We start from the raw sequence: 20,356 nt of genomic DNA on the forward strand, positions 1-20,356 counted from the left end.
TCGTACGAAACGAGTCGCCCGTCCCCGTTCAGTTGATTCATCTTAGCGATGCCCACTTTGGGCATGAACGATTTATTTGAGCTAAGGTTCTCGCCAATTCTGCTTATGCGTCTCTAGCGATGCAGGAGCGCAGCATCGGACTAAACGACGCTCCAGCGCGCATCGACCACCGCAAGCTTCTTCGGAATCAGCTTGAGGTCGGTGAAGGTATCGGCAATCTGCTGCTGATAAGCGAGCGTCTCCGGCGTGATCGACTGCACGCCGTAGCCGGTCCGCTTCAATGCGCGTTCAAGCGTCGGCTGGTCCAGCCCGACCAGCGGCGACAGGAGCTTCGCGGCATCCGCTACATTGTCGCGGCCCCATTGATCGACGTGGTCCAGCTCCTCCAGCAACGCATGCACGAGCTGCGGCTGAGCGGTCGCGAACTTACGCGTTGCAAGGTAATACTGCGTATTGCGCACCAGCCCGGTGCCGTCCACGATAACTCTTGCGTTCGCCTGACGCTCGACGGCCGCGAGGTACGGGTCCCAGATGACCCATGCGTCTACGCTGCCCTGCACGAACGCGGCGCGTGCATCGGCGGGAGCGAGATAGACTGGCTGGATATCCGCATACGAAAGGCCGGCTTTCTTCAGCGCCTCTACCAGCAGGTAGTGGACATTCGAGCCCTTGTTCAACGCCACTTTCTTGCCGCGCAGATCTTCTACCTTGCGGATGGGCGAATCGTGCGGCACGACGATCGCTTCGCCTTGCGGCGCGGGCGGTTCGTTGCCGACATAGACGAAGTCCACGCCCGCGGCCTGGGCAAATATAGGCGGCGTTTCGCCAACCGTACCGGCATCGACTGCACCTGCGTTGAGCCCTTCCAGAAGTTGCGGCCCGGCCGGGAATTCGAGCCATTGCACGGTAACGCCCTGCGCGGCGAGCCGTTTGTCGAGTGTGCCGCGCGCCTTCAGAACGACGAAGTTGCCGTACTTCTGATAACCAATGCGGAACGTTTTTTCCGACTCGGCGGCGTGCGCGGTCTGGCTCGCCAGTAGCGCACCGGCGCCGCTCAGGATGCCGGTGGCTCCGGCGCTTAACGCGGCCATCTTCAGCAGTGCACGACGGCGTGATGGAACGGCCAGTTGCGGCAACGTTTCGTCTTCTTTCGGGTAATGGTCAGACATGCTTTGCTCCTTCAAATACCTTCAAATATTCATAGTCGGCCAGGACGTGGATCGGGTACGAAGCCGTCTCTATTCGGCATCCTTATCTTTTGTAGAGATTGCGCATCGAGCCGCGTATCGGGCGGTACGATGCCGTTCTGATTCAACAGGAAAGCGCTGAGTGCGTAGACCTCGTCAGCCGACAGGGACTCAGGCGCGTTATAAGGCATTGCGCGGCGGATGTAGTCGAATAACGTCGTGGCGTATGGCCAGTAACTGCCAACCGTGCGTTTGGGCTTTGCACTCGCCAGCGTGCCCCTGCCGCCCACCAGCGCATCGCCGATCAACCCCTGACCCTGCGCGCCGTGACAGGCGGCACACTTTTCCGCGAACACATGCGCGCCCGTCGTTACGTCGCCGCTACCCGCGGGAAGACCGCGCCCATCCGGCGCAACGTCGATATTCCACGCAGCAATCTCGTCCGCCGTGAGCGGCGTGCCGATGTCGCGCGCCGCGAAGCACGCAGGCGTCACGACAATGAGCGCGAGCAACAATGCCTTACGCATTGCGCACCTCGCCTGCTGCATCAATGCGCCATTGCTGGATCGCGTTGTAGTGATACTGCGAGTTGAGGCCACGGGCTGCGACCAGTGCTTCGCGGGTGGGTTGAACGTAGCCGGTTGAATCGGTGGCGCGCGACAGTATGCTTACCGGCTCGCCGGTCCAGTTCCAATCAGCCTGAAAACGCGTCAGCGCACGGTCCCGCACGGGCGTTTCCAGCCGCGCCATTCGCCAGCTTGCGCCGCCATCCGTCGATACTTCCACCTGGCGGATCGTGCCGCGTCCTGACCATGCGAGCCCTGAGATCGGATAAAACCCGTGCGTGGTCAACCGACGTCCCGGCGATGGCCGCGTGATCACCGACTTCGCATCCATCTCGAACACGAACTGGCGAGCGGTGCCATCGGCGAGGAGATTCGTGTACTTCGAGGTCTCCTCACGCGTCTCCAAAGGGGCATCGACCACCTTCAGGCGGCGCAGCCACTTCACGTTCGTGTTGCCCTCGAAACCTGGCACGATCAACCGCAACGGATACCCGTTCTCGGGACGCAAGCGTTCACCGTTTTGCGCGTAGACCACGAGCGCCCGATCCGCAATGCGCGACAACGGCAGGCTGCGAGTCATGGCGGCGGCATCGGCACCTTCGGCCAGCACCCAGCCCGAACCACCGGTAATGCCGCCGACCTCCTCCAGCAACGTGGACAACCGCACACCGGTCCATTCGCAACACGACAACAAACCGTGCGTGAGTTGCACGGGCATGCCGCTCGGGCCGTTCCATTCGTTGCCGGTATTTCCCGAACATTCGATGAAGTGAATCCGCGACTCCGACGGCAATCGCAGGATATCGTCCATTGTGAAAAGTTTTGGATTCCGTACCAACCCGTGGATGGCCAGACGATGCAGCGATGGATCGATATCCGGAACGCCTGCATGATGACGCTCGTAGACGAGGCCGTTCGGGGTGATTGAACCGTGCAGATCGGCGAGCGGCGTCAAGGAGGATGCCGCTCCGGGCAAAGGCCATGCCTTGGCAGCGCGACGCACTACGTCTGCTTCATATCGTGACGGCACGCCGTAAGGGTGTTCGAGGATCGGCGCGCCCGGCGTCTTCGACCAGGCGGCCACCTCAAGTGGTTTCAGCAACTCGGCAGCGCCGGCTTGCGACGCGGCAAAACCGCCGGCGGCCAGACTACCGAGCAGACGCCTGCGGCTGAGTGAAGGTGAGGACTTACGGGAGGTCATCGGCTACACGACCGCTAAGGCTGTGTTGCGGTCAGCGATGCCGTCGCCACATTCGCCGCGACAGCCTTGCGCCCCGCGAAATCCCAAACGAGCGCGCTGGCGGTATCGACGGGCTTGGGCAGCAGCTTCGCCTGATAGAACGTGTCGGCAATGGCTTGTTGCTCGCCGAAGTTCTTCGCTACGACCGCGCGCACTGCATACGTTCGCCGCGTATTGGCGCGCTCGACGGTTGCCTGATCAAGACCCCACACTGGAGCGAGTATCTTCGCCGCTTCCTGCGGATGCGCCTTGGTCCAGACACCCGCGTCAACCAGTTGCTTGAATACGATATCGACGATCTGCGGGTGGGCCTGCGCGAACGTCGTGGACGCGAGGTAATACCGCTGATACGACGCAAGCCCATCGCCACGGATCAGGATCCGAGCGCCCGGGTCCTGTTCGACGGAAGCCACGTACGGGTCCCATGCGAACCACGCGTCGACGTCGTTGCGCTCGAATGCAGCGCGCGCATCGGCGGGAGCGAGATAGCTGATCTTGACATCGGCCGGCGAGAGTTTGGCGCGGGACAGCGCGGCGAGCAGCAGGTAGTGGCTGCCGGCAGCCTTCGTCACCGCAATGCGCTTGCCCTTCAGGTCAGCGAGCGTGTGGATGGGCGCATCGCGATGCACGATCACCGCTTGCGCCGAGGGCGAAGGCGTTTCCTGCGCGACGTAGACGAAGTTGGCGTTGGCCGCTTGCGCGAAGACCGGGACGGTATCCGCCACGTCGGCGCTAAAGTCCACCGCGCCCGCGTTCAATGCTTCGGTAAGCGGCAGCCCGCTCGCGAACTCGCCCCATTCAATGCGCACGTTAAGCGGCGCCACGGCGCGTTCAAGCGTGCCGCGCGCCTTCAGGATCGCGATCAGCGTGGAGGATTTCTGGAAACCGATACGCAGCTTGATAGGGTCGCCTGAGGTCGTTTGCGCAGTGGCGCTCACCGCGTTAAGCGCAGTCACGGCCAGCACCAGGCACGCGGCCAGACGGGTGAAGATTTTCATTGAGGGTATCGCAGGCATATAGGCAGCCGATCATGCTAACAACGCGCGCGTCCAGCACTAAACGATCAATCGTGATATCGATTGCAGCGAAAATGCTGAGCGGTCTGCAGGCCCTCGATAAGCGTTCTGAACAGCGCCCCCCGGCCTTGAAATCCCTTCAAGAATCCCGCATCTCATGATCCATTTATCCGGAGCACGATCATGGGAAGCCGTCCCCAATTCATCGATGATCTTTCACGCAGCCCCGCGGGCGCCGCCCTCGCCAGCCCGCTCGGCGACGATGCCCTGCTCGACGCTTACTCCCAGACCGTGATCAGCGCGCTCGAACGCGTGCAGCAGACGGTCGCCTTCATTTCAGTCGAACGGCGTTTGCCCGGCGACAAGAGCGGCCGCGGTGCGCATGGCGGCTCAGGCTCGGGATTCATCTTCACACCCGACGGTTATCTCCTGACGAATAGTCACGTCGTGCACGGCGCCACGCACATCCGCGTGACGCTCGCGGACGGCGCGAAGTTCGACGCCGATCTGGTCGGCGACGATCCCGACAGCGACCTCGCGGTGTTGCGCATTGGTTCGGCCGATGTATTACCGCACGTGGAGTTGGGCGAATCCGGCAAGCTGCGAGTCGGGCAGATTGCGATCGCCGTGGGCAATCCTCTCGGGCTCGTGCAGACGGTTACGACCGGCGTGGTCTCCGCGCTTGGACGTTCCCTGCGATCGAACTCCGGACGCATGATCTACGACGTGATCCAGACCGACGCCGCGCTCAATCCCGGCAACTCGGGCGGCCCGTTGATCAACTCGGCGGGTCAGGTGATCGGCGTGAATACAGCGATCATTGCGGGTGCGCAGGCGATCTCGTTCGCGACCGCAATCGATACCGCGAAGTGGGTCATCATGCAGCTCTTCGCGTATGGACGCGTGCGGCGTGCTTACATTGGCGTGGCCGGAACAACAATGCCCATTTCGCGCCGCGTGCAGCGTTATTTCGAACTGCCGTCCGCGAGCGGCGTGCATGTCATGGAGGTGGTGAAAGGAAGTCCTGCCGCTCTCGGCGGATTGCGCACCGACGACCGGATCGTCGCCATCGACACACTGGCGGTCGATAGCGTGGATGGCTTGCAGCGCTCGCTGGATGCATCGCGTATAGACAGGGCGGTGAAGGTCACCGTATTGCGCGGCACGCAAAAGCTGGAACTGGATGTGACGCCGGTTGAACAGGCTGGCTGAAACGAGCGGCGTGGTGTGACAGATACAGCCACGGTGTTGTCGAACACCGCGGCCGACACCACGAGCTTATTGCGTAGAAACGGAAGCCCCCGAGGGCGCTTTGGCGCCGCCCATCGCGGTCAGCTGCGAGTAGACGTCGTGCGAAAGATCAAGCAGCACCTTGCGGTCGATCGCACCGGACACGGCGTAACCGAAATCGCCGTCGATCCAATAGAACACGTTCACCGACCCGTCCTGATACAGCTTGAACGCGGTCGTGTCCGAACTGATCTTTCGATGCGATATGCACAGCGTAATACGCTCGCCCTTCGCATCGTGGTACATGAACTGCGCAACGGGACCGTCGTCGCCGGGCAGCAAGCGGCCACCCATCAACTCGAAGCCCGAGCGGGTCAATACAGGCGGACGCACGTCCGTGCCGAGCCGGTTCGAAATCCACTGCACCAGTTCCTGCTCGCGATCCGCGCCCACTTCCACGGGCCGCATGACTTCCGGCGCGTACATCACATGGGCGATAGCCGATTGCCGTGCGAACGACTCGCCAACCGCGTAGCTTGCACGTTGCACCGATGCCCCGCCGCTTCCGGGCATGAAAGAGTCGCGGTTCATGGTCCCTGACATGCCCGCCACGCCGATGCCGACGCCCAGCACAAGCGCCGCCGCCATGCCCGCGAACTGCGGCCAGTTGGCGGCGGCACGCCAGCGCCTGGGCTCCGGCGGCAACAGGCGTTGCGGCACAGGTTCGCTTAGCACGCGGTCATAGCGGTCATGGAACATGCTGTTCAGCGAGAAGTAATCGCTGATCTTCGTAGCCAGCGCTTCGTCGCGTTCCAGCAGGCGATCGATCTCCTCGCGGCGATGCTCCGCCAGCGATCCGTCGACATACGCGTGAATTTCGTCTTCAGTGATGGGTGTTTGTTGGTCGCTCATCGCACCACCTGTAATTTAGCGCCCGGTTGCGCGCCGGCCATCAGCGCGCGCAGTCTTTCACGTCCGCGCGACAAGCGCGACATGACGGTCCCAATGGGAATCTCAAGCGCCTGCGCCACGTCCGCGTAACTCATTTCTTCGAGTCCCACCAGCAGCACGACCTGGCGCTGGTCGAGCGGCAAACGCTGCAACGCGAAGTCCAGATCGCGCACTTCGAGCGACTGTGTTTGCGTGCCCGGTACGGCGAATTCCCGCTCGGAGATGTTCTCGTCATCGACGGAAACATGCACCGCCTTCACGCCCGCCCGGCGCGCCTGATTGGCGAACACGTTGTGCATGATCGTGAACAGCCACGCGCGCAGGTCGGTGCCGGTCTGAAACTTCTCGGTGTGCCGGAGCGCGCGTTCGAGCGTGTCTTGAACCAGATCGTCGGCAAGATCGCGATTGTTGATCAGCGCTCGCGCGTAGCGGCGCAATCGCGGCACATGTTCCATTAACTCGTCACGGACGCCCATCGGCCTTCCTTCATTTTGTAAGCTTGCGCAAACGTTCGATAAACCGTTGCTCTGATGATGGGCTAACACCGGGTCGTGGCGATTATTCCCGCTATCAGCTTATTTGTTCGTTGAGTGCTTGATTATGCCGTCAGCAGCTTCCTGGTCATTGCCTGATGCCTAACTACCCGTCATCAAGTCGGCGGCCAGCATCAAGCCGCGAGTCTTCGCGCGGCCCGCCAGCACGTAACGCTTGCCGCCCGCGGTCCATGCAAGCAAGCGGCTCGCGCCCACGCGATGAGCCTTCCATTGAGGCTGCGGGCGCGCAAGAAGACCCGGCGCCACGAGCAGCACGGCGGCCTCGCCACCTCGATTGCGATAGACAAATTCCGTGGCCGAAGCAAACGGCCCCACGGACATTTCCCGGCGCGCAACGGGATGGAAACCAACCTGGGACAGATCCGGGGCACCCGCCAGCACCTTCATCGAACTTTCATACCCCACCGCACCCGATGCCATTTCCTGGGCGGCTACGGCTTGTTCAAGCGCCATCATCGAGGCATTGTCGAGCGCTGAATCGGAAATGTCGAACGCGAAGATTGCTGCGGCGGCCACTGCGAGCATCGCGACCACTGCGATGAGCAATGCACGAAGGCTGCGTCTCGACATGCGCCGCACCGGCGCCGGTATGGGTGGCGCTTCCTCGTTGTCGGCTTCGTGAAAGGCGTTCTGCATCTGCCAGTTCAGGCGGCCGTAAAACGCGACCCGATCGGCCTCGTCAGGGCGACTCCTTAAATACGTTGCCACACTCGCCGCGCGCTTGGGATCCAGCATGCCGTCGGCGAATGCCTGCACGTCCGACTCGGAGAGCCGGGGTTCCGGTGGGGGTTTTGTTATGGACATGATCTGGCAGTGTTTGGATGTTCGTACAGGGGCGAACACGTTGCACCGCGATTTATTCCACACCAGACGTAAAAATCCCCTACGCGCGTAAACACCGCCTCCAGCCGGTTATTCCGCCTCTTCCGAAATAAATTTCGATTCTTCCGAACATAAAAATAATCAAATCCATCGGGAATATCCCGCACTCATTCCGGGTTCTCTACATTGCAAGCCGCACACATTCACGCACACATTCAACCCTGCAGGAGCGAACCATGAAAACCCTCAGCGTCGCAGTATTGTTTCTCGCCACCATCGCCTCGGCACACGCGTTCGCTCAAACGAAAACCCGTGCCCAGGTCTATCAGGAACTGATCCAGGCACAGCAGGACGGCCGCGACTTCGTCACTGACACGTCCTATCCCGACGTCAACCCGATCTTCGCGCATCAACTCGAACAACAACAAAAGGCACGCCTGGCTCGCAACCAGACGGCCAACGCAAACTCAGTAGCCTCTGAACCGGCTGCCAACTCGTCCAGCGCCACGAACTGATCAAGAGCGCTAAAGCAATCTTCGCAAGTCAGTTAAATAAATCGGTATCCTAACTTTACCCCTGAGGTCATCATGAAGAAATTCCTTATCTCCGCTCTCGTTCTCTCTTCGGCACTGGCCGCCCCTGCCTTCGCTTTCGCGCAAGACAACGGCCCCGTTACCCGCGCCCAGGTCAAAGCCGAACTCATTCAGCTGGAAAAAGCGGGCTATACCCCGGGCGGTGAAGACGTCAACTATCCGCAGGACATCCAGGCTGCCGAACAACGCGTAGCAGAACAGCAAGGCATCGCGTCTTCGTCGTATGGACCGGCTGCCAACGGCACGTCTGCATCCGGTATGCACATGCATACTGCGCCGAATGACGCCACTCAATCGATCTACTTCGGCCAGTGATTCGGCCAGTAATTCGGCCAACAAGCCGCATGCACGGCAAGGCGCCGGCGCGCGACGACCAGAGGCGGCATTACCCTCGTCTGGTCCGCGCGCTCGCCGTTCACCCGAACCCGCTCCAGCCGGTAAACTTCAAAGGCACGCGCGACTGTTTTCCGTCGCGCTTTCCCTTCCGGAGACATCGACATGAAGCAGGCGCTCCTTCATCTGAGCGTGCCCACACGCACGCGCGGACTGCACGAAATCACCCCCGACATCCATCGCTGGATCGATCTCCAGGACATCCGGACCGGCCTGCTGACCGTATTCCTGCGGCACACCTCGGCTTCCTTGCTGATCCAGGAAAACGCCGACCCGGACGTGCGCACCGACCTTGAAGAGTTCTTCGAGAGAATTGCCCCGGAAGCGCCCGGGCGCTATGTCCACGACGCGGAAGGCCCCGACGACATGCCCGCGCATCTGCGAACCGCGCTGACGCAAGTCCAGCTATCCATTCCTGTTGACGCTGGCCGGATGGTCCTCGGCACGTGGCAAGGCATTTATGTGTTCGAACACCGGCGCGCCCCGAGCAGGCGTGAAGTCGTATTGCACCTTTTCGGCGAGTGATTTAATATACGCATCGCGTATATAATCAACCTTCGGAGCGCTCATCGTGCAAGCTCAACAGCAAACCCTCCTGCGCGATGCCATGCGCCGCCTCAACATGACCCGCGACGCGTTCGCGAACCGGATTGGCGTGTCGCGCCGAGCGTTGGACACCTGGCTGCTCCCGGACGAATCGGCGGAATCGCGGGCCATGCCCGAGATCGCGAGCCGCTACGTCATGGAGCTGGTGGAAAGAATTCCATCCGACGATGAATATACACAACGCGTATATTCATCGTCCATTCTTCACGAAGGCCGGCCGCATTTGCTGTCTGTCGATCAGTTCTCCCGTGACTCCGTAGAGGCGCTGTTCCGGGTCGCCGACACAATGCAGCCCATCGCGCGGCGCCAGAAAATCACGCGCGTGCTCGAAGGCGCGGTGCTTGCCAACTTGTTCTTTGAAGCCAGCACGCGTACGCGCGTCAGCTTCGGTGCGGCGTTTTGCCGGCTGGGCGGCTCCGTGTGCGACACGACCGGCTTCACGTTTTCGTCGATGGCAAAAGGCGAGTCGATCTACGACACCAGCCGCGTGATCAGCGGTTATGCCGACGCACTCGTCGTGCGTCATCCGGAGAAAGGCTCGGTAGCAGAGTTCGTGCGCGCGACCAACGTGCCGGTCATCAATGCCGGCGACGGTCCCGGCGAACATCCCAGTCAGGCATTGCTCGACCTCTACACCATCCAGCGTGAGTTCTCGCGCGTGGGGAAGATCGTCGACGGTTCGCATATAGCCATGGTGGGTGACCTGAAATACGGCCGCACGGTGCATTCGCTGGCCAAGCTGCTCGCGTTGTATCGGGGACTGAAGTTCACGCTGATCTCACCCGCCTCGCTCGAGATGCCCGCGTCCATCCTCGATCAGATCACGCGCGGCGACCATGTGATCGAGCAGACCAACGACTTGCAAACGGGGTTGAAGGGAGCAGACGTGGTGTATGCAACGCGGATTCAGAAAGAGCGTTTTGCCGATGAATCCATTGAGGGTTACACGCCGGATTTCCAGATCAATCAAGCGTTGGTCGAGAGTGTGTGCGGCCCCGATACGCTGATCATGCATCCGTTGCCACGCGACGGCAGGCCCGGGGCAAACGACCTGAGCACCGACCTCAATCACGATCCAAGACTGGCTATCTTCCGGCAGACGGACAACGGCATTCCGGTTCGTATGGCGATCTTTGCGGTGTTATTAGGCGTAGAACGCCAGGTCCAACACTCCATGCGCGACGCGGCCTGGAGGTCACCGGCTTACATCGGACCTGACGATGCGGTATTCCACGGCATCGATTAAGCGATCTATACAGCGCCCTCAGCAATATTAACGCGGCGTTTACACACAAAAAGATACGCTGCAAGTAATCCGAATTCAGGAGCTTGCAGCGTAATGAACCTTGTACTTGAAAGAATTGCCGGGTCGGCCACATCGAAAAAAACCGCTGCGCAGGAAACGCTTTCAGCGCCCTGCGTGTCCCGCGTCCATCTCTCCGCCGTCCTGCACAGCAGACAGGATGAGGCCGCACGCGAGCGCATCAGGCGGCTGTTTCACTCGCCGCTGGGCGTGTATGTCAGCCAGGCATCGCGCGATCACGACGACCTCCGGCTGGTCTTCGACGTGGCAATGGAAGACCTCGACTTCACGGTGCGCACGCTGCACCAGGTCCTGCCCGAAGCAGTGATCGAAGCCGTGCGTCCGCGGGTGTTTACGCATCGCCGCGAGCATTGATCCACGACCTCAACGCCTGGTCGTTCAAGCCTGCACCAGCGAGAAATCGACGGCGGCGCGGGCGTGAAGCGTAGTGGTATCGAGTAACGGCACGGGGCTGTCGGCTTCGTTCACCAGCAGCATGATCTCGGTGCATCCCAGTAAGATGGCTTCCGCGCCACGCGCCGCCAGTCCATGAAGGATCTCGCGATACAGCTTGCGTGAATCGTCGTTGACGATCCCCAGGCACAACTCGCGGTAGATGATGTCGTGAATCACCGCTTGCTCGGCCGGCTCGGGCAAGAGCGTCGAAATGCCGTGCCGTTCTTGCAGACGGTCGCGGAAAAAGCTTTCGCGCATCGAAAACGCCGTGCCGATAAAACCGACCTTGCGTATGCCACGCTTGCGCGCCTCGATCGCCGTCGGATCGACGATATGCAGGAACGGCACCGATACCGCTGCCGCAATTTGCGGAGCCACGAGATGCATGGTGTTCGTGCAGAGCACGATGCAATGCGCGCCGCCCGCTTCAAGATGACGGGCGGCGTCGGCCAGCCGCATGCCCGCAATGTTCCATTGTCCGTCGCGTTGAAGCTGTTCGATCGGCGCGAAGTTCACGCTATGCAGCAGGACTTGCGCGGAGTTGAGGCCGCCGAGGCGCGTGCGCACGTCCCGGTTGACCAACCGGTAGTATTCGCTCGTCGATTCCCAGCTCATCCCGCCGATCATGCCAATGGTTCGCATGCTGTTCATGGTGCCCGTCCTGCAAATCAAATTGGTCGAAGGGACATAGTGCAGCGAAGCGTGAGGGAGGGATAGGGCAAAGTTCGGTTCTGTCGCGTTCGGGCGTTGAGGTACCATTTTGTCGATCAGTACAGACTCGATCGTCAATGAGTTATTGCCCCAAGCGGCGTACCGGAGGCAGCCATCGTTGTCATGTTCATAGCGATGGAAGCGCGTTATTATGAAACGCGACGCGTAGCATAAAATGCTACGCAACAGGATTGGAAAGACAGAAAGGCGAACGACGATGAAAAATTATGGTGTAACGATTAAGCCTCGAACCTCACCGCAGCGGCCTGTCGAGATGCAGTTGAAGGGTAGCGAGGGATCGCGGGTGGTAATGAGCGCTGCCAAGCGTGTTATTGCAACGCACGAAAAGGTAATCAAGGCTCTCGCGAACCGATGATTGACGTCCGCAAGACATAGCCCAAAATTTCAAGGTACGGCTCGCCAGAGCTATTGCGAACGTGCGACCGCACAGCTGTGGTCCTGCAACTCCTCCGACGACGCAAAGTCGCCCTTATCGCGTTGTACGTGATCGTTGAGAAGAAAGAATGCCGGCTTGCCGTCGGGCGCCGTGGTCCCGGCGAGCAGCAAAGTCTGGTCAGCCATGAGTTCGCCTTCTCTTGTCACATCCGGCGCAAGAAGTTTGAACGGATCGATGGAAGCAAGCTCGGCGTCATCTATACGCCGAATGCGATAGGCATGTCCACGCAAGAGCGTTGGGAATGCAGTCCATTCAGTGCCGATCTTCGAGCCTTGCTCACGCAGGGCGCGAACGACATCCGGGGCAAGACAATCAATATGGATGTGCAACTGGTTTTGCGTACGTCCGCTGGTCGAGTTGATCGCGAGCGAGAGTTCGTCGCGCGGAAGATCCTGACCTAACTTCGCTTCGACAAAACGCCGTGCTTCCCACGCCGCGCGCCAATAATTCGGCGAGCCCGGTGTCAAGAGATCGGGGCTTTCAATGCCGCCGATGCGAGCCGTCGGAATCAACAAATACTGGGCAATGCCGTTCATATCCTTGAGCACCGCGAAGCCTCCGGACGGATCGACATCGACACACTTCTGCGGGACATCCGCGCCGCGCGCCGCGGGCTCGCATGAGTTGTGAACGATCTGCCATAACGCGTCGGGGTTGCCAGCGTGAGCCGTGGAGAATAAAAGCGCGGCAACTAAAAATAAGGCTAGGCGAGCAGGAAGCCGGACATGGCGCATAAAGTGAGTGGTCAACACTAAAGCCTGCATCGTAACAAGACTCCATGACGACCGCGTACAGCTTGAGCCCCTACATCACCGGCAAATGCAGATGATGAGGATGTTCGACGGTGTCCGCAATCAGCCTGAGCGCGTCTTCACATTCATCGAGATTCTTGGGACCGCCAAGGCACACGCGGATGGCTTCGGGCGGATTGCCATCGGTCGCGAAAGCCGCCGCCGACACCGCGCCAATCCCTTGCGAGCGCAACTGCAATGCAAGCTCGGACGCGTTCCATCCACACTCAGCCGGAATGGGCATCCAGAGATGAAACCCCGCCGGATCGGCGTCGAACTTCCAGTTTGACAACACGCGCGCGGCTAGCTCCTGACGCGCCGCGGACTCTGCACGAATCGCATCGAGCATGAGGTCTGCCGTACCGTCGCCGACCCACTGCGTCGCCAGCAACACCGTGAAGGGGCTCGCCATGACCGTCGTCGCGCGCAACGCCCCGGCAAGATGCTGGGAGCGACGTGCAGATGGCGCACGAATGTAAGCAACGCGCAGGCCGGCCCCAAAACTCTTGGAGAATCCGGTGACGTAGTAAGTCAGATCGGGGGCCAACGTAGCCAGCGCATCGGGCGCCTGGACCGGCAACATGCCATACGCATCGTCCTCGATAATCGGCACGCTGTACCTCAGCGCGACATCGGCAAGCGCCTCGCGCCGCTTCGACGACAATGTCACCGTGCTCGGATTCTGGATCGTAGGATTGCAATAGAACGCGCTCGGCTTGTCGCTCTTGCATAACGCTTCGAACGCATGGGCCAGCGGCCCGTCGTCATCGCGTGCCAGCGCCTGCAAACGCACCCCCAGTTGTGCGGCAATCGCCTTGATGCCGGGGTAAGCCAGCGTATCGAGGCAAATGGTCCCGCCCGGCCGCGCAAGCTGCGACACCAGCGCCACCAGCGCGCTATGAATGCCGGGACAGACCAGGACCTTGTCTTCATCGCAATCGTCGAAACGGCGCTTCAGCCACTGCGTTCCGGCTGCACGATCATCAGCAGTGCCACCGAAATCCTGATATCGCAACAGGCGATACGGGTCTGTGACCGAATACAGCCGCGCCGCTGAATCGCGCAAGCGTGCGGCCAGTTCCGCCGGCTCGGGCGGCATGTTCATGGTCATCTCGACACTGCTGCCGCCGGACAACGGCAGCGTCGCGGTCCGGCCGCGTACGAACGTGCCGCTGCCGGCACGCGAGTCGAGCAACCCTCGCTTGCGCGCCTCGGCGTAGGCCCGCGCCACGGTCGTGTAATTGAGCTGCAGTTCGTCCGCCAGGTCCCGCAGGCCCGGCAGCCGATCGCGCGGACGCAAGCGCCCGCTCGCCAGGTCTTCTTCAATTAATTCGGGAATCAGCAAATAAGCCGGCTTGCGGCTTTCAGTCAGTTTCCTGATCCAGTGATGAGTAAGACTGGCCATGAAAAGCTCTCGAATAAATACGGTTAAAAAACGATAGCACGCCTGCGATCGAAAAAAATAAATTGATCGCATTAGATGACATTAAGTGATCGTATGGAGAAAGCGATCAATCAGGGGCCAATGCACATATCCGGTGTTTATTGCACCAGCCCGGCGCGACAGCACCAATGTGATCACGCCACGCTGGTGCAGGCTCCCCTTCCCGTCAGACCTGAAGCCAGACTGTAAAAGGCTTTTCAGGATCATCTTCAAAATATTTCACTGCTCCGCGCGCACTGATCGTTTGAATGATCGGGTATTGATTGCATTAACGCATTCATTGAATGGCACGCCGGTTGCGTTATCAGTCTCGTAACCCACAGCTCGACGCCGGGTTAAAAACACCGGCGCCACTGATTAATTCGTTTATTTCCTGGAGATTAGAATGCCTGCCGTCAATATCCCGTTGCACAAGAAAGGCGATTACCTTGTCGATTATGAAGAGAAGGTGTTTGAAGACGTCAAGGCCGCGCCGGGTGAGAAGGCGCTGGTGACGTTCCACACGGTCGCGTTCGAAGGGTCGATCGGCTTCGTCAACTTGCTGCAAGCCACCCGGCTGCTGCGCAAGGGCTTCGAAACCTCCGTCTTGCTCTATGGTCCCGGCGTGACGCTCGGGCTGCAACGCGGCTTCCCGACGCTCGGCGACGAAGCGTTTCCCGGGCACCTGAACTTCAACAAGCAGATCCAGAAGTTCATGGAGGAAGGCGGCAAGGTCTATGCATGCCGCTTCGCGCTGCAAGCGCTGTATGGGCAGGGAGAAGCGTCGTTGATCGAAGGCATCAAGCCGATCAGCCCGCTCGACGTGCTCGACATCCAGCTGCTGCATCGCAAGGACGGCGCGCTGATCATCAACACCTGGACTGTCTGACGCTGCGTCTGAAGCTGCATCCAAAGCCTCCCATCAACACGGAACGACCATGCCTGAGAAGAGAATCGTCCGCGCCGCCGCGGTCCAGATAGCACCGGACCTCGAACGGCCCGGTGGCACGCTCGAGAAGGTCCTCGAATCGATAGATGACGCTGCACGCCAGGGCGTGCAGCTCATCGTCTTCCCCGAGACCTTCCTGCCCTACTACCCGTACTTCTCGTTCGTGCGGGCGCCGGTGGCATCGGGTGCCGAACACATGCGGCTCTACGACGAAGCGGTAGTCGTGCCGGGGCCGGTGACACAAGCGGTCGCGGAGCGGGCGCGCAGGCATGGCATGGTCGTCGTGCTCGGTGTGAACGAGCGCGATCACGGCAGCTTGTACAACGCACAACTGATCTTCGATACCGACGGCGAGCTGCTGCTCAAGCGCCGCAAGATCACGCCGACGTTTCACGAACGCATGATCTGGGGCATGGGCGACGCGGCCGGCCTGAAGGTAGCGGAGACCAGCATCGGCCGCGTGGGAGCGCTTGCGTGCTGGGAGCACTACAACCCGCTCGCGCGTTATGCCCTGATGACCCAGCACGAAGAAATTCATTGCAGTCAGTTTCCGGGCTCGCTGGTTGGGCCTATTTTCGGCGAGCAGATCGAGGTGACCATCCGGCATCACGCGCTGGAATCCGGCTGCTTCGTGATCAATTCCACGGGCTGGCTGACCGAGCCGCAGATCGAATCGATCACGAAAGACCCGGGTCTGCAGAAAGCGCTTCGCGGCGGCTGCAACACGGCGATCATCTCGCCCGAAGGCCAGCACCTCGCCCCGCCGCTGCGCGAAGGAGAAGGCATGGTGATCGCGGACCTGGACATGTCGCTGATCACCAAACGCAAACGCATGATGGATTCGGTCGGTCACTACGCGCGGCCCGAATTGCTGAGCCTTGCCATCAACGACCGGCCCGCAGTCACGTCGGCGCCCATGAACAGCTTCGCATCATCAACCGGGGGATTGCACCTTGAACGCGAACGAGACCTTGTCGGCCGTGAGCCGGCAATTGATGACTGAACTGCAATCGGCGGGCTTGCGTCTCGCCGATCCAGACGCGGGGCCGGGGCTTGGCGTGGCCAGCCGTCGCGGCGGCGCGGGTCCGTCCGACCACAAGGCGGTCACCATCGACGGCGTGACCATCATGGTGCCGGTGCATACGAACACCGCGTGGCACTCGCCATTCGTGGCATCCGCGCCCGATGCGCACGGCAGCAGCGCGTTACTGCGCGGATCGATCCCTATCGCAAGCATCAGCTTCCCGAAGTCGCCGCGTTTCTACGCGATGCAGACCTTCGACGGTGTGCCCTACTCGCACATCGCGACGCTGCATGGGTCGGACGTGCTCGCTACGACCGTGCTGCAAACCTGCATTCGTTATGAAAGCCGCAGAAAGACCTGCAAGTTCTGCGCGATCGGGCAATCGCTTGCAGCGGGCAGGACGATCGCCCGCAAGACGCCCGAGCAACTGGCGGAAGTCGCCCGTGCCGCCGTGTTGCTCGATGGTGTCAAGCACATGGTGCTCACCACGGGCACGCCGCCGACCAAGGATCGCGGCGCGCAGATCCTGTGCGAAAGCGCATTCGCGATCAAGGCCGCGGTCGACCTGCCGATCCAGGCGCAATGCGAACCACCTGACGACGACAAATGGTTCGAGCGCATGCGCGCAAGCGGTATCGATACGCTCGGCATGCATCTCGAAGTCGTCACGCCGGCGCTGCGTGAACAAATCATGCCGGGCAAGGCAAGCGTGCCCATCGCGCGCTACATGGAGGCGTTCAAGGCGGCCGTGGCGGTGTTCGGCCGGGGTCAGGTGAGCACCTACATACTCGCGGGTCTCGGTGACACGGCAGAAGCCATTCTCTCGATCTCGCGCGAGCTGGTCGATCTTGGCGTGTATCCGTTCGTGGTCCCGTTCGTGCCGATCAGCGGCACGCCGCTCGAGGATCATCCCGCGCCCTCGCCCGATTTCATGAAGTCGGTGTTGCAACCGCTCGGCGCGATGGTGTCGGCAGGCGGCATGCGTTCCGCCGATATCAAGGCGGGCTGCGGCAAATGCGGTGCGTGTTCGTCGTTGTCATCTTACGAGGTCTGATCATGCTCGCCGATATCGAAGATCTTGCGCGTCTCTACACGCCGGCCAGCTTCACGATCAAGTGGGCGACGCTGCCCTGGGAAGCGAGCGAAGCGTACAAGTTGCGGCGCGCGGTGTTCTGCATCGAGCAAGGGATTTTTATCGGCGATGACCGCGATGAAATCGATGAGCGCGCGCAACTGCTCGTGGCGGTGAGTTGTATCGGCGGGATGCCCGAGCAGGTGGTCGGCACGGTGCGCATTCACGAAGATGAAACCGGTGTGTGGACCGGTTCGCGGCTCGCCGTGCATGCGGCGTTCCGGCGGCACGGCAAGATTGGCGCGACATTGATCAGGCTGGCGGTCAGCAGCGCGCACGCACTTGGCTGCACGACTTTCCTCGCGCATGTGCAAAGCCAGAACGCGCCGTTGTTTCATGCGCTGCACTGGACCACGCTTTCCGAAGAGCTCATGCATGGCCGGCCACATCATCTGATGCAGGCTGACCTTGCGTTCTACCTGCCTTGCGTAACGCCGCAAAGTGGTTTCATGACGCAATATTCGCCAGCGCGGATCGCCTCATGACGGTCTCCGACCTCGTCGCCGCGTTAAGGGAAACGCGCGGCTTTCGCCACAAGACCGATATCGCGGGCGTGATGTCGTCGCTTGCGCGGCATTTGCCGCGTGGCGCTTCTATCGACTCGCAAGCGGTCGCCATTGGCGACGACTGCGCGGCCATTGCCGACGGGGACTCTCATCTGCTGTTCGCCATTGAAGGCCTGGTCAGTGACTTCGTGCGTGACATGCCCTGGTTCGCCGGCTACTGCAGCGTGATGGTCAACGTCAGCGATATCTACGCGATGGGCGGCCGCCCGATCGCCGTTGTCGACGCGCTCTGGAGCGACGGCCTGGGCGCGGCCGAAGACGTGCTTGCGGGTATGGCAGCGGCATCGTCGGCGTACGGCGTGCCGATCGTCGGCGGTCATAGCAATACCCGCAGCGATCAGGCTCAACTTGCAGTCGCCATACTCGGGCGCGCGAACAAACTCCTGTCCAGTTTCAATGCTCGTCCCGGCGACCGCCTGATGATGGCGGTCGATCTGCGCGGTGCGTACGAAGATCCGTATCCGTTCTGGAATGCATCGGTTGGTGCGCCTGCCGCACGCCTGCGGGCCGACCTCGAACTGTTGCCCATGCTCGCCGAAAACGGTCTCTGCGACGCTACCAAGGACATCAGCATGGCCGGTGCGCTCGGCACTGCGCTGATGCTGCTGGAATGCTCGCGCGTGGGTGCGAGCATCGATCTGTCGAGCCTGCCGTCACCGCCAGGACACGATCGACTGCGCTGGTTAAGTGCGTTTCCCAGCTTCGGCTTCGTGATGTCGGTGCGCGAAGAACACGTGGCTAAGGTAGAGCAGTTGTTCGTTGAACGCGAGCTGGCATGCGCGGTGATTGGTACGGTGGATGCGTCGCGCAAAGTGGTGCTGCACGAACGCGGCGATTCGGCCGAGCTTTGGAACTTCGACGATGACGCGTTCATTGTCGGAAGGAGAGGGACGCTTAAATGACCCACGCTGCGATGCGCATTGCCCTCACCACGCACTCGGTCAATCCGCGCGGCGGCGTGGTGCATGCGCTTGAACTTGCGAGCGCGCTGGTTGACGAAGGTCACGATGTAACGCTCTTCGCGCCGGCCGCGGCCGGAGAAACGCTCTTCCGGGAGCCGCCATGCCGCGTGATTCTCGCCACTATCGAAGGATCGCAACACAACACGGTCGCGCTCGTCGATGCACGAATCCGCGCGCTCAAGGCCAGCGTCAAAGCCTGCGATCCTTGCAGCTTCGACGTGCTGCACGCGCAGGACAGCATCAGCGGAAATGCGCTTGCCGAGTTGACCACGGAAGGTGAAATATCGGGCTTTGTGCGGACCGTCCATCATCTCGATCACTTCGACAATCCGCGCCTCGCCGCGTGGCAGACGCGTGCATGGCGTGACGCGGATCGTGTGTTGTGCGTGAGCGAAGTGTGGACGCGTGAGATGCGCGACACGTATGGCGTCGAAGCTGCGACCGTGCCTAATGGTGTCGATCTGGAGCGCTATTCGAAGCAGCGCACGCCTCATGATCGAGTATTACGGCAGCGTCTTGGCATTCATGGCAACGGACCGGTCGTGCTTGCAGTCGGCGGTATTGAAGCGCGCAAGAACACGCACACCCTGCTCGATGCGTTCGCGGAACTGCGCAAACATCATCCGCATGCGCGTCTGGTGATTGCAGGCGGCGCAAGCCTGCTCGATCACGATGCTTACGCGCATGCCTTCATGGATCGCGTGGATGAGTACGGACTGTCGCAAGCGGTGAGCGTGACCGGCCCGCTCGACGACGCCGACATGCCCGCACTTTTTCGTTGCGCCGATGTCCTCGCCATGGTGTCGCTGCGCGAAGGTTTTGGCCTCGTCGTACTCGAAGCGCTTGCGTGTGGTACGCCCGTCGTGGCGTCGAAGATTGCGCCCTTCACCGAGTATCTCGACAACGCCCTGTGCTGCTGGGCTATGCCTACCGATCCTGCGTCCATAGCCAATTCGCTCGAACGCGTGATCGATGGCCGTCATGAAACCGATTTCAACCATGCCGTACCGGCGCTGCTCGATCGAATGAGCTGGCAGGCATCGGCACGAAAACATCTCGACATATACAGCGCCTTGATTGCAAGCCGCTCTCTTCCAACACTTTAGGTAGGAAACCGTCATGCCGGTCATGCATTTTCGAATCCAGTGGCCCGATAACAGCGAGGAAAACTGCTATTCGCCCTCGCAAGTGGTCAGCGATTTTTTTACGCCGGGAGAAGACTATCCCGTCGACGACTTCGTCTCGCGTGCCCGTGAAGCGTTGAATATTGCCTCGGAACGCGTGCGGCAGAAATACGGCTTTGCCTGTTCGGCTGCAATGGATCAGCTCGCTAAGATCGAAGCCGAGGCTGAGCGGTTTGTCGGCGAACCGGACGCGAAGGTCAAGGTCATCGCGCTCGTCTGAGCGCCACTCTTTTTCGAAAG

23 protein-coding genes are annotated in these 20,356 nt (G+C 60.9%); 13 read left to right on the forward strand and 10 right to left on the reverse strand.

What is annotated here, in order from left to right:
• Nucleotides 1-140 precede the first annotated feature (140 nt).
• The 4 genes from ACSOSP_RS33685 to ACSOSP_RS33700 are packed head-to-tail and all read right to left on the reverse strand — an operon-like array spanning nucleotide 141 to nucleotide 3,991.
• On the reverse strand, nucleotides 141-1,169 hold the full coding sequence (locus ACSOSP_RS33685; protein WP_455314983.1) for a sulfonate ABC transporter substrate-binding protein: 1,029 nt from the start codon (nucleotides 1,167-1,169) through the stop codon (nucleotides 141-143).
• A 29-nt stretch (nucleotides 1,170-1,198) separates the two neighbouring features.
• The gene (locus ACSOSP_RS33690; protein WP_455314984.1) at nucleotides 1,199-1,714 is read right to left on the reverse strand and encodes a c-type cytochrome; all 516 of its coding nucleotides are present in this window, start codon (nucleotides 1,712-1,714) and stop codon (nucleotides 1,199-1,201) included.
• Complete coding sequence (gene soxC, locus ACSOSP_RS33695) at nucleotides 1,707-2,954, reverse strand: sulfite dehydrogenase (protein WP_455314985.1); 1,248 nt, start codon at nucleotides 2,952-2,954, stop codon at nucleotides 1,707-1,709. The genes ACSOSP_RS33690 and soxC overlap by 8 nt, the downstream gene beginning before the upstream one ends.
• A gap of 14 nt (nucleotides 2,955-2,968) precedes the next feature.
• Complete coding sequence (locus ACSOSP_RS33700; protein WP_455314986.1) at nucleotides 2,969-3,991, reverse strand: aliphatic sulfonate ABC transporter substrate-binding protein; 1,023 nt, start codon at nucleotides 3,989-3,991, stop codon at nucleotides 2,969-2,971.
• A 201-nt stretch (nucleotides 3,992-4,192) separates the two neighbouring features.
• Here ACSOSP_RS33700 and ACSOSP_RS33705 point away from each other — a divergent pair, with 201 nt between their 5' ends.
• Complete coding sequence (locus ACSOSP_RS33705; protein WP_455314987.1) at nucleotides 4,193-5,221, forward strand: S1C family serine protease; 1,029 nt, start codon at nucleotides 4,193-4,195, stop codon at nucleotides 5,219-5,221.
• A gap of 66 nt (nucleotides 5,222-5,287) precedes the next feature.
• On the opposite strand, the gene ACSOSP_RS33710 is transcribed toward ACSOSP_RS33705, so the two are convergent.
• The 3 genes from ACSOSP_RS33710 to ACSOSP_RS33720 all read right to left on the reverse strand — a co-directional run bounded on the left by ACSOSP_RS33710 (nucleotide 5,288) and on the right by ACSOSP_RS33720 (nucleotide 7,548).
• Nucleotides 5,288-6,151 (reverse strand): anti-sigma factor family protein, encoded by an 864-nt coding sequence (locus tag ACSOSP_RS33710; protein ID WP_455314988.1) that lies wholly within the window; start codon nucleotides 6,149-6,151, stop codon nucleotides 5,288-5,290.
• Nucleotides 6,148-6,666 (reverse strand): RNA polymerase sigma factor, encoded by a 519-nt coding sequence (locus ACSOSP_RS33715; protein ID WP_455314989.1) that lies wholly within the window; start codon nucleotides 6,664-6,666, stop codon nucleotides 6,148-6,150. The genes ACSOSP_RS33710 and ACSOSP_RS33715 overlap by 4 nt, the downstream gene beginning before the upstream one ends.
• A 159-nt stretch (nucleotides 6,667-6,825) precedes the next feature.
• Nucleotides 6,826-7,548: an anti-sigma factor family protein gene (locus ACSOSP_RS33720; RefSeq protein WP_455314990.1), complete on the reverse strand. Its 723-nt coding sequence runs from the start codon at nucleotides 7,546-7,548 to the stop codon at nucleotides 6,826-6,828.
• Between the two features lie 254 nt (nucleotides 7,549-7,802).
• Here ACSOSP_RS33720 and ACSOSP_RS33725 point away from each other — a divergent pair, with 254 nt between their 5' ends.
• The 5 genes from ACSOSP_RS33725 (at nucleotide 7,803) to ACSOSP_RS33745 (ending at nucleotide 10,836) form a co-directional block, all read left to right on the forward strand.
• Complete coding sequence (locus tag ACSOSP_RS33725; RefSeq protein ID WP_455314991.1) at nucleotides 7,803-8,081, forward strand: DUF4148 domain-containing protein; 279 nt, start codon at nucleotides 7,803-7,805, stop codon at nucleotides 8,079-8,081.
• Nucleotides 8,082-8,153: 72 nt separating this feature from the next.
• Nucleotides 8,154-8,474: a DUF4148 domain-containing protein gene (locus ACSOSP_RS33730; protein ID WP_455314992.1), complete on the forward strand. Its 321-nt coding sequence runs from the start codon at nucleotides 8,154-8,156 to the stop codon at nucleotides 8,472-8,474.
• Nucleotides 8,475-8,657: 183 nt separating this feature from the next.
• Nucleotides 8,658-9,077 (forward strand): secondary thiamine-phosphate synthase enzyme YjbQ, encoded by a 420-nt coding sequence (locus ACSOSP_RS33735; RefSeq protein WP_455314993.1) that lies wholly within the window; start codon nucleotides 8,658-8,660, stop codon nucleotides 9,075-9,077.
• An 82-nt stretch (nucleotides 9,078-9,159) separates the two neighbouring features.
• Nucleotides 9,160-10,404 (forward strand): aspartate carbamoyltransferase, encoded by a 1,245-nt coding sequence (locus tag ACSOSP_RS33740; RefSeq protein ID WP_455315410.1) that lies wholly within the window; start codon nucleotides 9,160-9,162, stop codon nucleotides 10,402-10,404.
• A 93-nt stretch (nucleotides 10,405-10,497) separates the two neighbouring features.
• A complete protein-coding gene (locus tag ACSOSP_RS33745) occupies nucleotides 10,498-10,836 on the forward strand; it encodes a hypothetical protein (RefSeq protein WP_455314994.1) in 339 nt (112 codons plus the stop codon).
• 24 nt (nucleotides 10,837-10,860) lie between these two features.
• On the opposite strand, the gene ACSOSP_RS33750 is transcribed toward ACSOSP_RS33745, so the two are convergent.
• The 3 genes from ACSOSP_RS33750 to ACSOSP_RS33760 all read right to left on the reverse strand — a co-directional run bounded on the left by ACSOSP_RS33750 (nucleotide 10,861) and on the right by ACSOSP_RS33760 (nucleotide 14,281).
• Complete coding sequence (locus tag ACSOSP_RS33750; RefSeq protein WP_455314995.1) at nucleotides 10,861-11,568, reverse strand: aspartate/glutamate racemase family protein; 708 nt, start codon at nucleotides 11,566-11,568, stop codon at nucleotides 10,861-10,863.
• Nucleotides 11,569-12,054: 486 nt separating this feature from the next.
• The gene (locus ACSOSP_RS33755; RefSeq protein WP_455314996.1) at nucleotides 12,055-12,834 is read right to left on the reverse strand and encodes a CDP-diacylglycerol diphosphatase; all 780 of its coding nucleotides are present in this window, start codon (nucleotides 12,832-12,834) and stop codon (nucleotides 12,055-12,057) included.
• Nucleotides 12,835-12,889: 55 nt separating this feature from the next.
• Entirely contained in the window at nucleotides 12,890-14,281 is a 1,392-nt protein-coding gene (locus tag ACSOSP_RS33760; RefSeq protein ID WP_455314997.1) for an aminotransferase-like domain-containing protein, read from the reverse strand.
• Nucleotides 14,282-14,705: 424 nt separating this feature from the next.
• Between ACSOSP_RS33760 and ACSOSP_RS33765 the strand changes: the two genes are divergently transcribed.
• The 7 genes from ACSOSP_RS33765 to ACSOSP_RS33795 are packed head-to-tail and all read left to right on the forward strand — an operon-like array spanning nucleotide 14,706 to nucleotide 20,336.
• The gene (locus tag ACSOSP_RS33765; protein WP_031357245.1) at nucleotides 14,706-15,188 is read left to right on the forward strand and encodes an MSMEG_0572/Sll0783 family nitrogen starvation response protein; all 483 of its coding nucleotides are present in this window, start codon (nucleotides 14,706-14,708) and stop codon (nucleotides 15,186-15,188) included.
• A 49-nt stretch (nucleotides 15,189-15,237) separates the two neighbouring features.
• Entirely contained in the window at nucleotides 15,238-16,251 is a 1,014-nt protein-coding gene (locus tag ACSOSP_RS33770) for a Nit6803 family nitrilase (protein ID WP_455314998.1), read from the forward strand.
• A complete protein-coding gene (locus tag ACSOSP_RS33775; protein WP_455315411.1) occupies nucleotides 16,244-17,326 on the forward strand; it encodes an MSMEG_0568 family radical SAM protein in 1,083 nt (360 codons plus the stop codon). The genes ACSOSP_RS33770 and ACSOSP_RS33775 overlap by 8 nt, the downstream gene beginning before the upstream one ends.
• A gap of 2 nt (nucleotides 17,327-17,328) precedes the next feature.
• Nucleotides 17,329-17,889, forward strand: a complete 561-nt coding sequence (locus ACSOSP_RS33780) for an MSMEG_0567/Sll0786 family nitrogen starvation N-acetyltransferase (protein ID WP_455314999.1) — start codon at nucleotides 17,329-17,331, stop codon at nucleotides 17,887-17,889.
• Nucleotides 17,886-18,872, forward strand: coding sequence for a sll0787 family AIR synthase-like protein (locus ACSOSP_RS33785; protein WP_455315000.1), 987 nt, complete (start codon nucleotides 17,886-17,888; stop codon nucleotides 18,870-18,872). The genes ACSOSP_RS33780 and ACSOSP_RS33785 overlap by 4 nt, the downstream gene beginning before the upstream one ends.
• The gene (locus ACSOSP_RS33790; RefSeq protein ID WP_455315001.1) at nucleotides 18,869-20,038 is read left to right on the forward strand and encodes an MSMEG_0565 family glycosyltransferase; all 1,170 of its coding nucleotides are present in this window, start codon (nucleotides 18,869-18,871) and stop codon (nucleotides 20,036-20,038) included. The genes ACSOSP_RS33785 and ACSOSP_RS33790 overlap by 4 nt, the downstream gene beginning before the upstream one ends.
• Before the next feature lie 13 nt (nucleotides 20,039-20,051).
• Nucleotides 20,052-20,336 (forward strand): MSMEG_0570 family nitrogen starvation response protein, encoded by a 285-nt coding sequence (locus ACSOSP_RS33795; RefSeq protein ID WP_455315002.1) that lies wholly within the window; start codon nucleotides 20,052-20,054, stop codon nucleotides 20,334-20,336.
• The last annotated feature ends 20 nt before the right edge of the window (nucleotides 20,337-20,356 follow it).

This window comes from Caballeronia sp. KNU42 (assembly GCF_053760385.1).

Coding starts and splice junctions, on each gene's coding strand:
- ACSOSP_RS33735 (WP_455314993.1), top strand. CDS start 8,658: ATGAAGCAGGCGCTCCTTCATCTGAGCGTGCCCACACGCACGCGCGGA.
- ACSOSP_RS33715 (WP_455314989.1), bottom strand. CDS start 6,666: ATGGGCGTCCGTGACGAGTTAATGGAACATGTGCCGCGATTGCGCCGC.
- ACSOSP_RS33700 (WP_455314986.1), bottom strand. CDS start 3,991: ATGAAAATCTTCACCCGTCTGGCCGCGTGCCTGGTGCTGGCCGTGACT.
- ACSOSP_RS33690 (WP_455314984.1), bottom strand. CDS start 1,714: ATGCGTAAGGCATTGTTGCTCGCGCTCATTGTCGTGACGCCTGCGTGC.
- ACSOSP_RS33705 (WP_455314987.1), top strand. CDS start 4,193: ATGGGAAGCCGTCCCCAATTCATCGATGATCTTTCACGCAGCCCCGCG.
- ACSOSP_RS33745 (WP_455314994.1), top strand. CDS start 10,498: ATGAACCTTGTACTTGAAAGAATTGCCGGGTCGGCCACATCGAAAAAA.
- ACSOSP_RS33785 (WP_455315000.1), top strand. CDS start 17,886: ATGACGGTCTCCGACCTCGTCGCCGCGTTAAGGGAAACGCGCGGCTTT.
- ACSOSP_RS33790 (WP_455315001.1), top strand. CDS start 18,869: ATGACCCACGCTGCGATGCGCATTGCCCTCACCACGCACTCGGTCAAT.
- ACSOSP_RS33685 (WP_455314983.1), bottom strand. CDS start 1,169: ATGTCTGACCATTACCCGAAAGAAGACGAAACGTTGCCGCAACTGGCC.
- ACSOSP_RS33720 (WP_455314990.1), bottom strand. CDS start 7,548: ATGTCCATAACAAAACCCCCACCGGAACCCCGGCTCTCCGAGTCGGAC.
- ACSOSP_RS33795 (WP_455315002.1), top strand. CDS start 20,052: ATGCCGGTCATGCATTTTCGAATCCAGTGGCCCGATAACAGCGAGGAA.
- ACSOSP_RS33780 (WP_455314999.1), top strand. CDS start 17,329: ATGCTCGCCGATATCGAAGATCTTGCGCGTCTCTACACGCCGGCCAGC.
- ACSOSP_RS33775 (WP_455315411.1), top strand. CDS start 16,244: ATGACTGAACTGCAATCGGCGGGCTTGCGTCTCGCCGATCCAGACGCG.
- ACSOSP_RS33710 (WP_455314988.1), bottom strand. CDS start 6,151: ATGAGCGACCAACAAACACCCATCACTGAAGACGAAATTCACGCGTAT.
- ACSOSP_RS33725 (WP_455314991.1), top strand. CDS start 7,803: ATGAAAACCCTCAGCGTCGCAGTATTGTTTCTCGCCACCATCGCCTCG.
- ACSOSP_RS33750 (WP_455314995.1), bottom strand. CDS start 11,568: ATGAACAGCATGCGAACCATTGGCATGATCGGCGGGATGAGCTGGGAA.
- ACSOSP_RS33760 (WP_455314997.1), bottom strand. CDS start 14,281: ATGGCCAGTCTTACTCATCACTGGATCAGGAAACTGACTGAAAGCCGC.
- soxC (WP_455314985.1), bottom strand. CDS start 2,954: ATGACCTCCCGTAAGTCCTCACCTTCACTCAGCCGCAGGCGTCTGCTC.
- ACSOSP_RS33740 (WP_455315410.1), top strand. CDS start 9,160: ATGCGCCGCCTCAACATGACCCGCGACGCGTTCGCGAACCGGATTGGC.
- ACSOSP_RS33730 (WP_455314992.1), top strand. CDS start 8,154: ATGAAGAAATTCCTTATCTCCGCTCTCGTTCTCTCTTCGGCACTGGCC.
- ACSOSP_RS33770 (WP_455314998.1), top strand. CDS start 15,238: ATGCCTGAGAAGAGAATCGTCCGCGCCGCCGCGGTCCAGATAGCACCG.
- ACSOSP_RS33765 (WP_031357245.1), top strand. CDS start 14,706: ATGCCTGCCGTCAATATCCCGTTGCACAAGAAAGGCGATTACCTTGTC.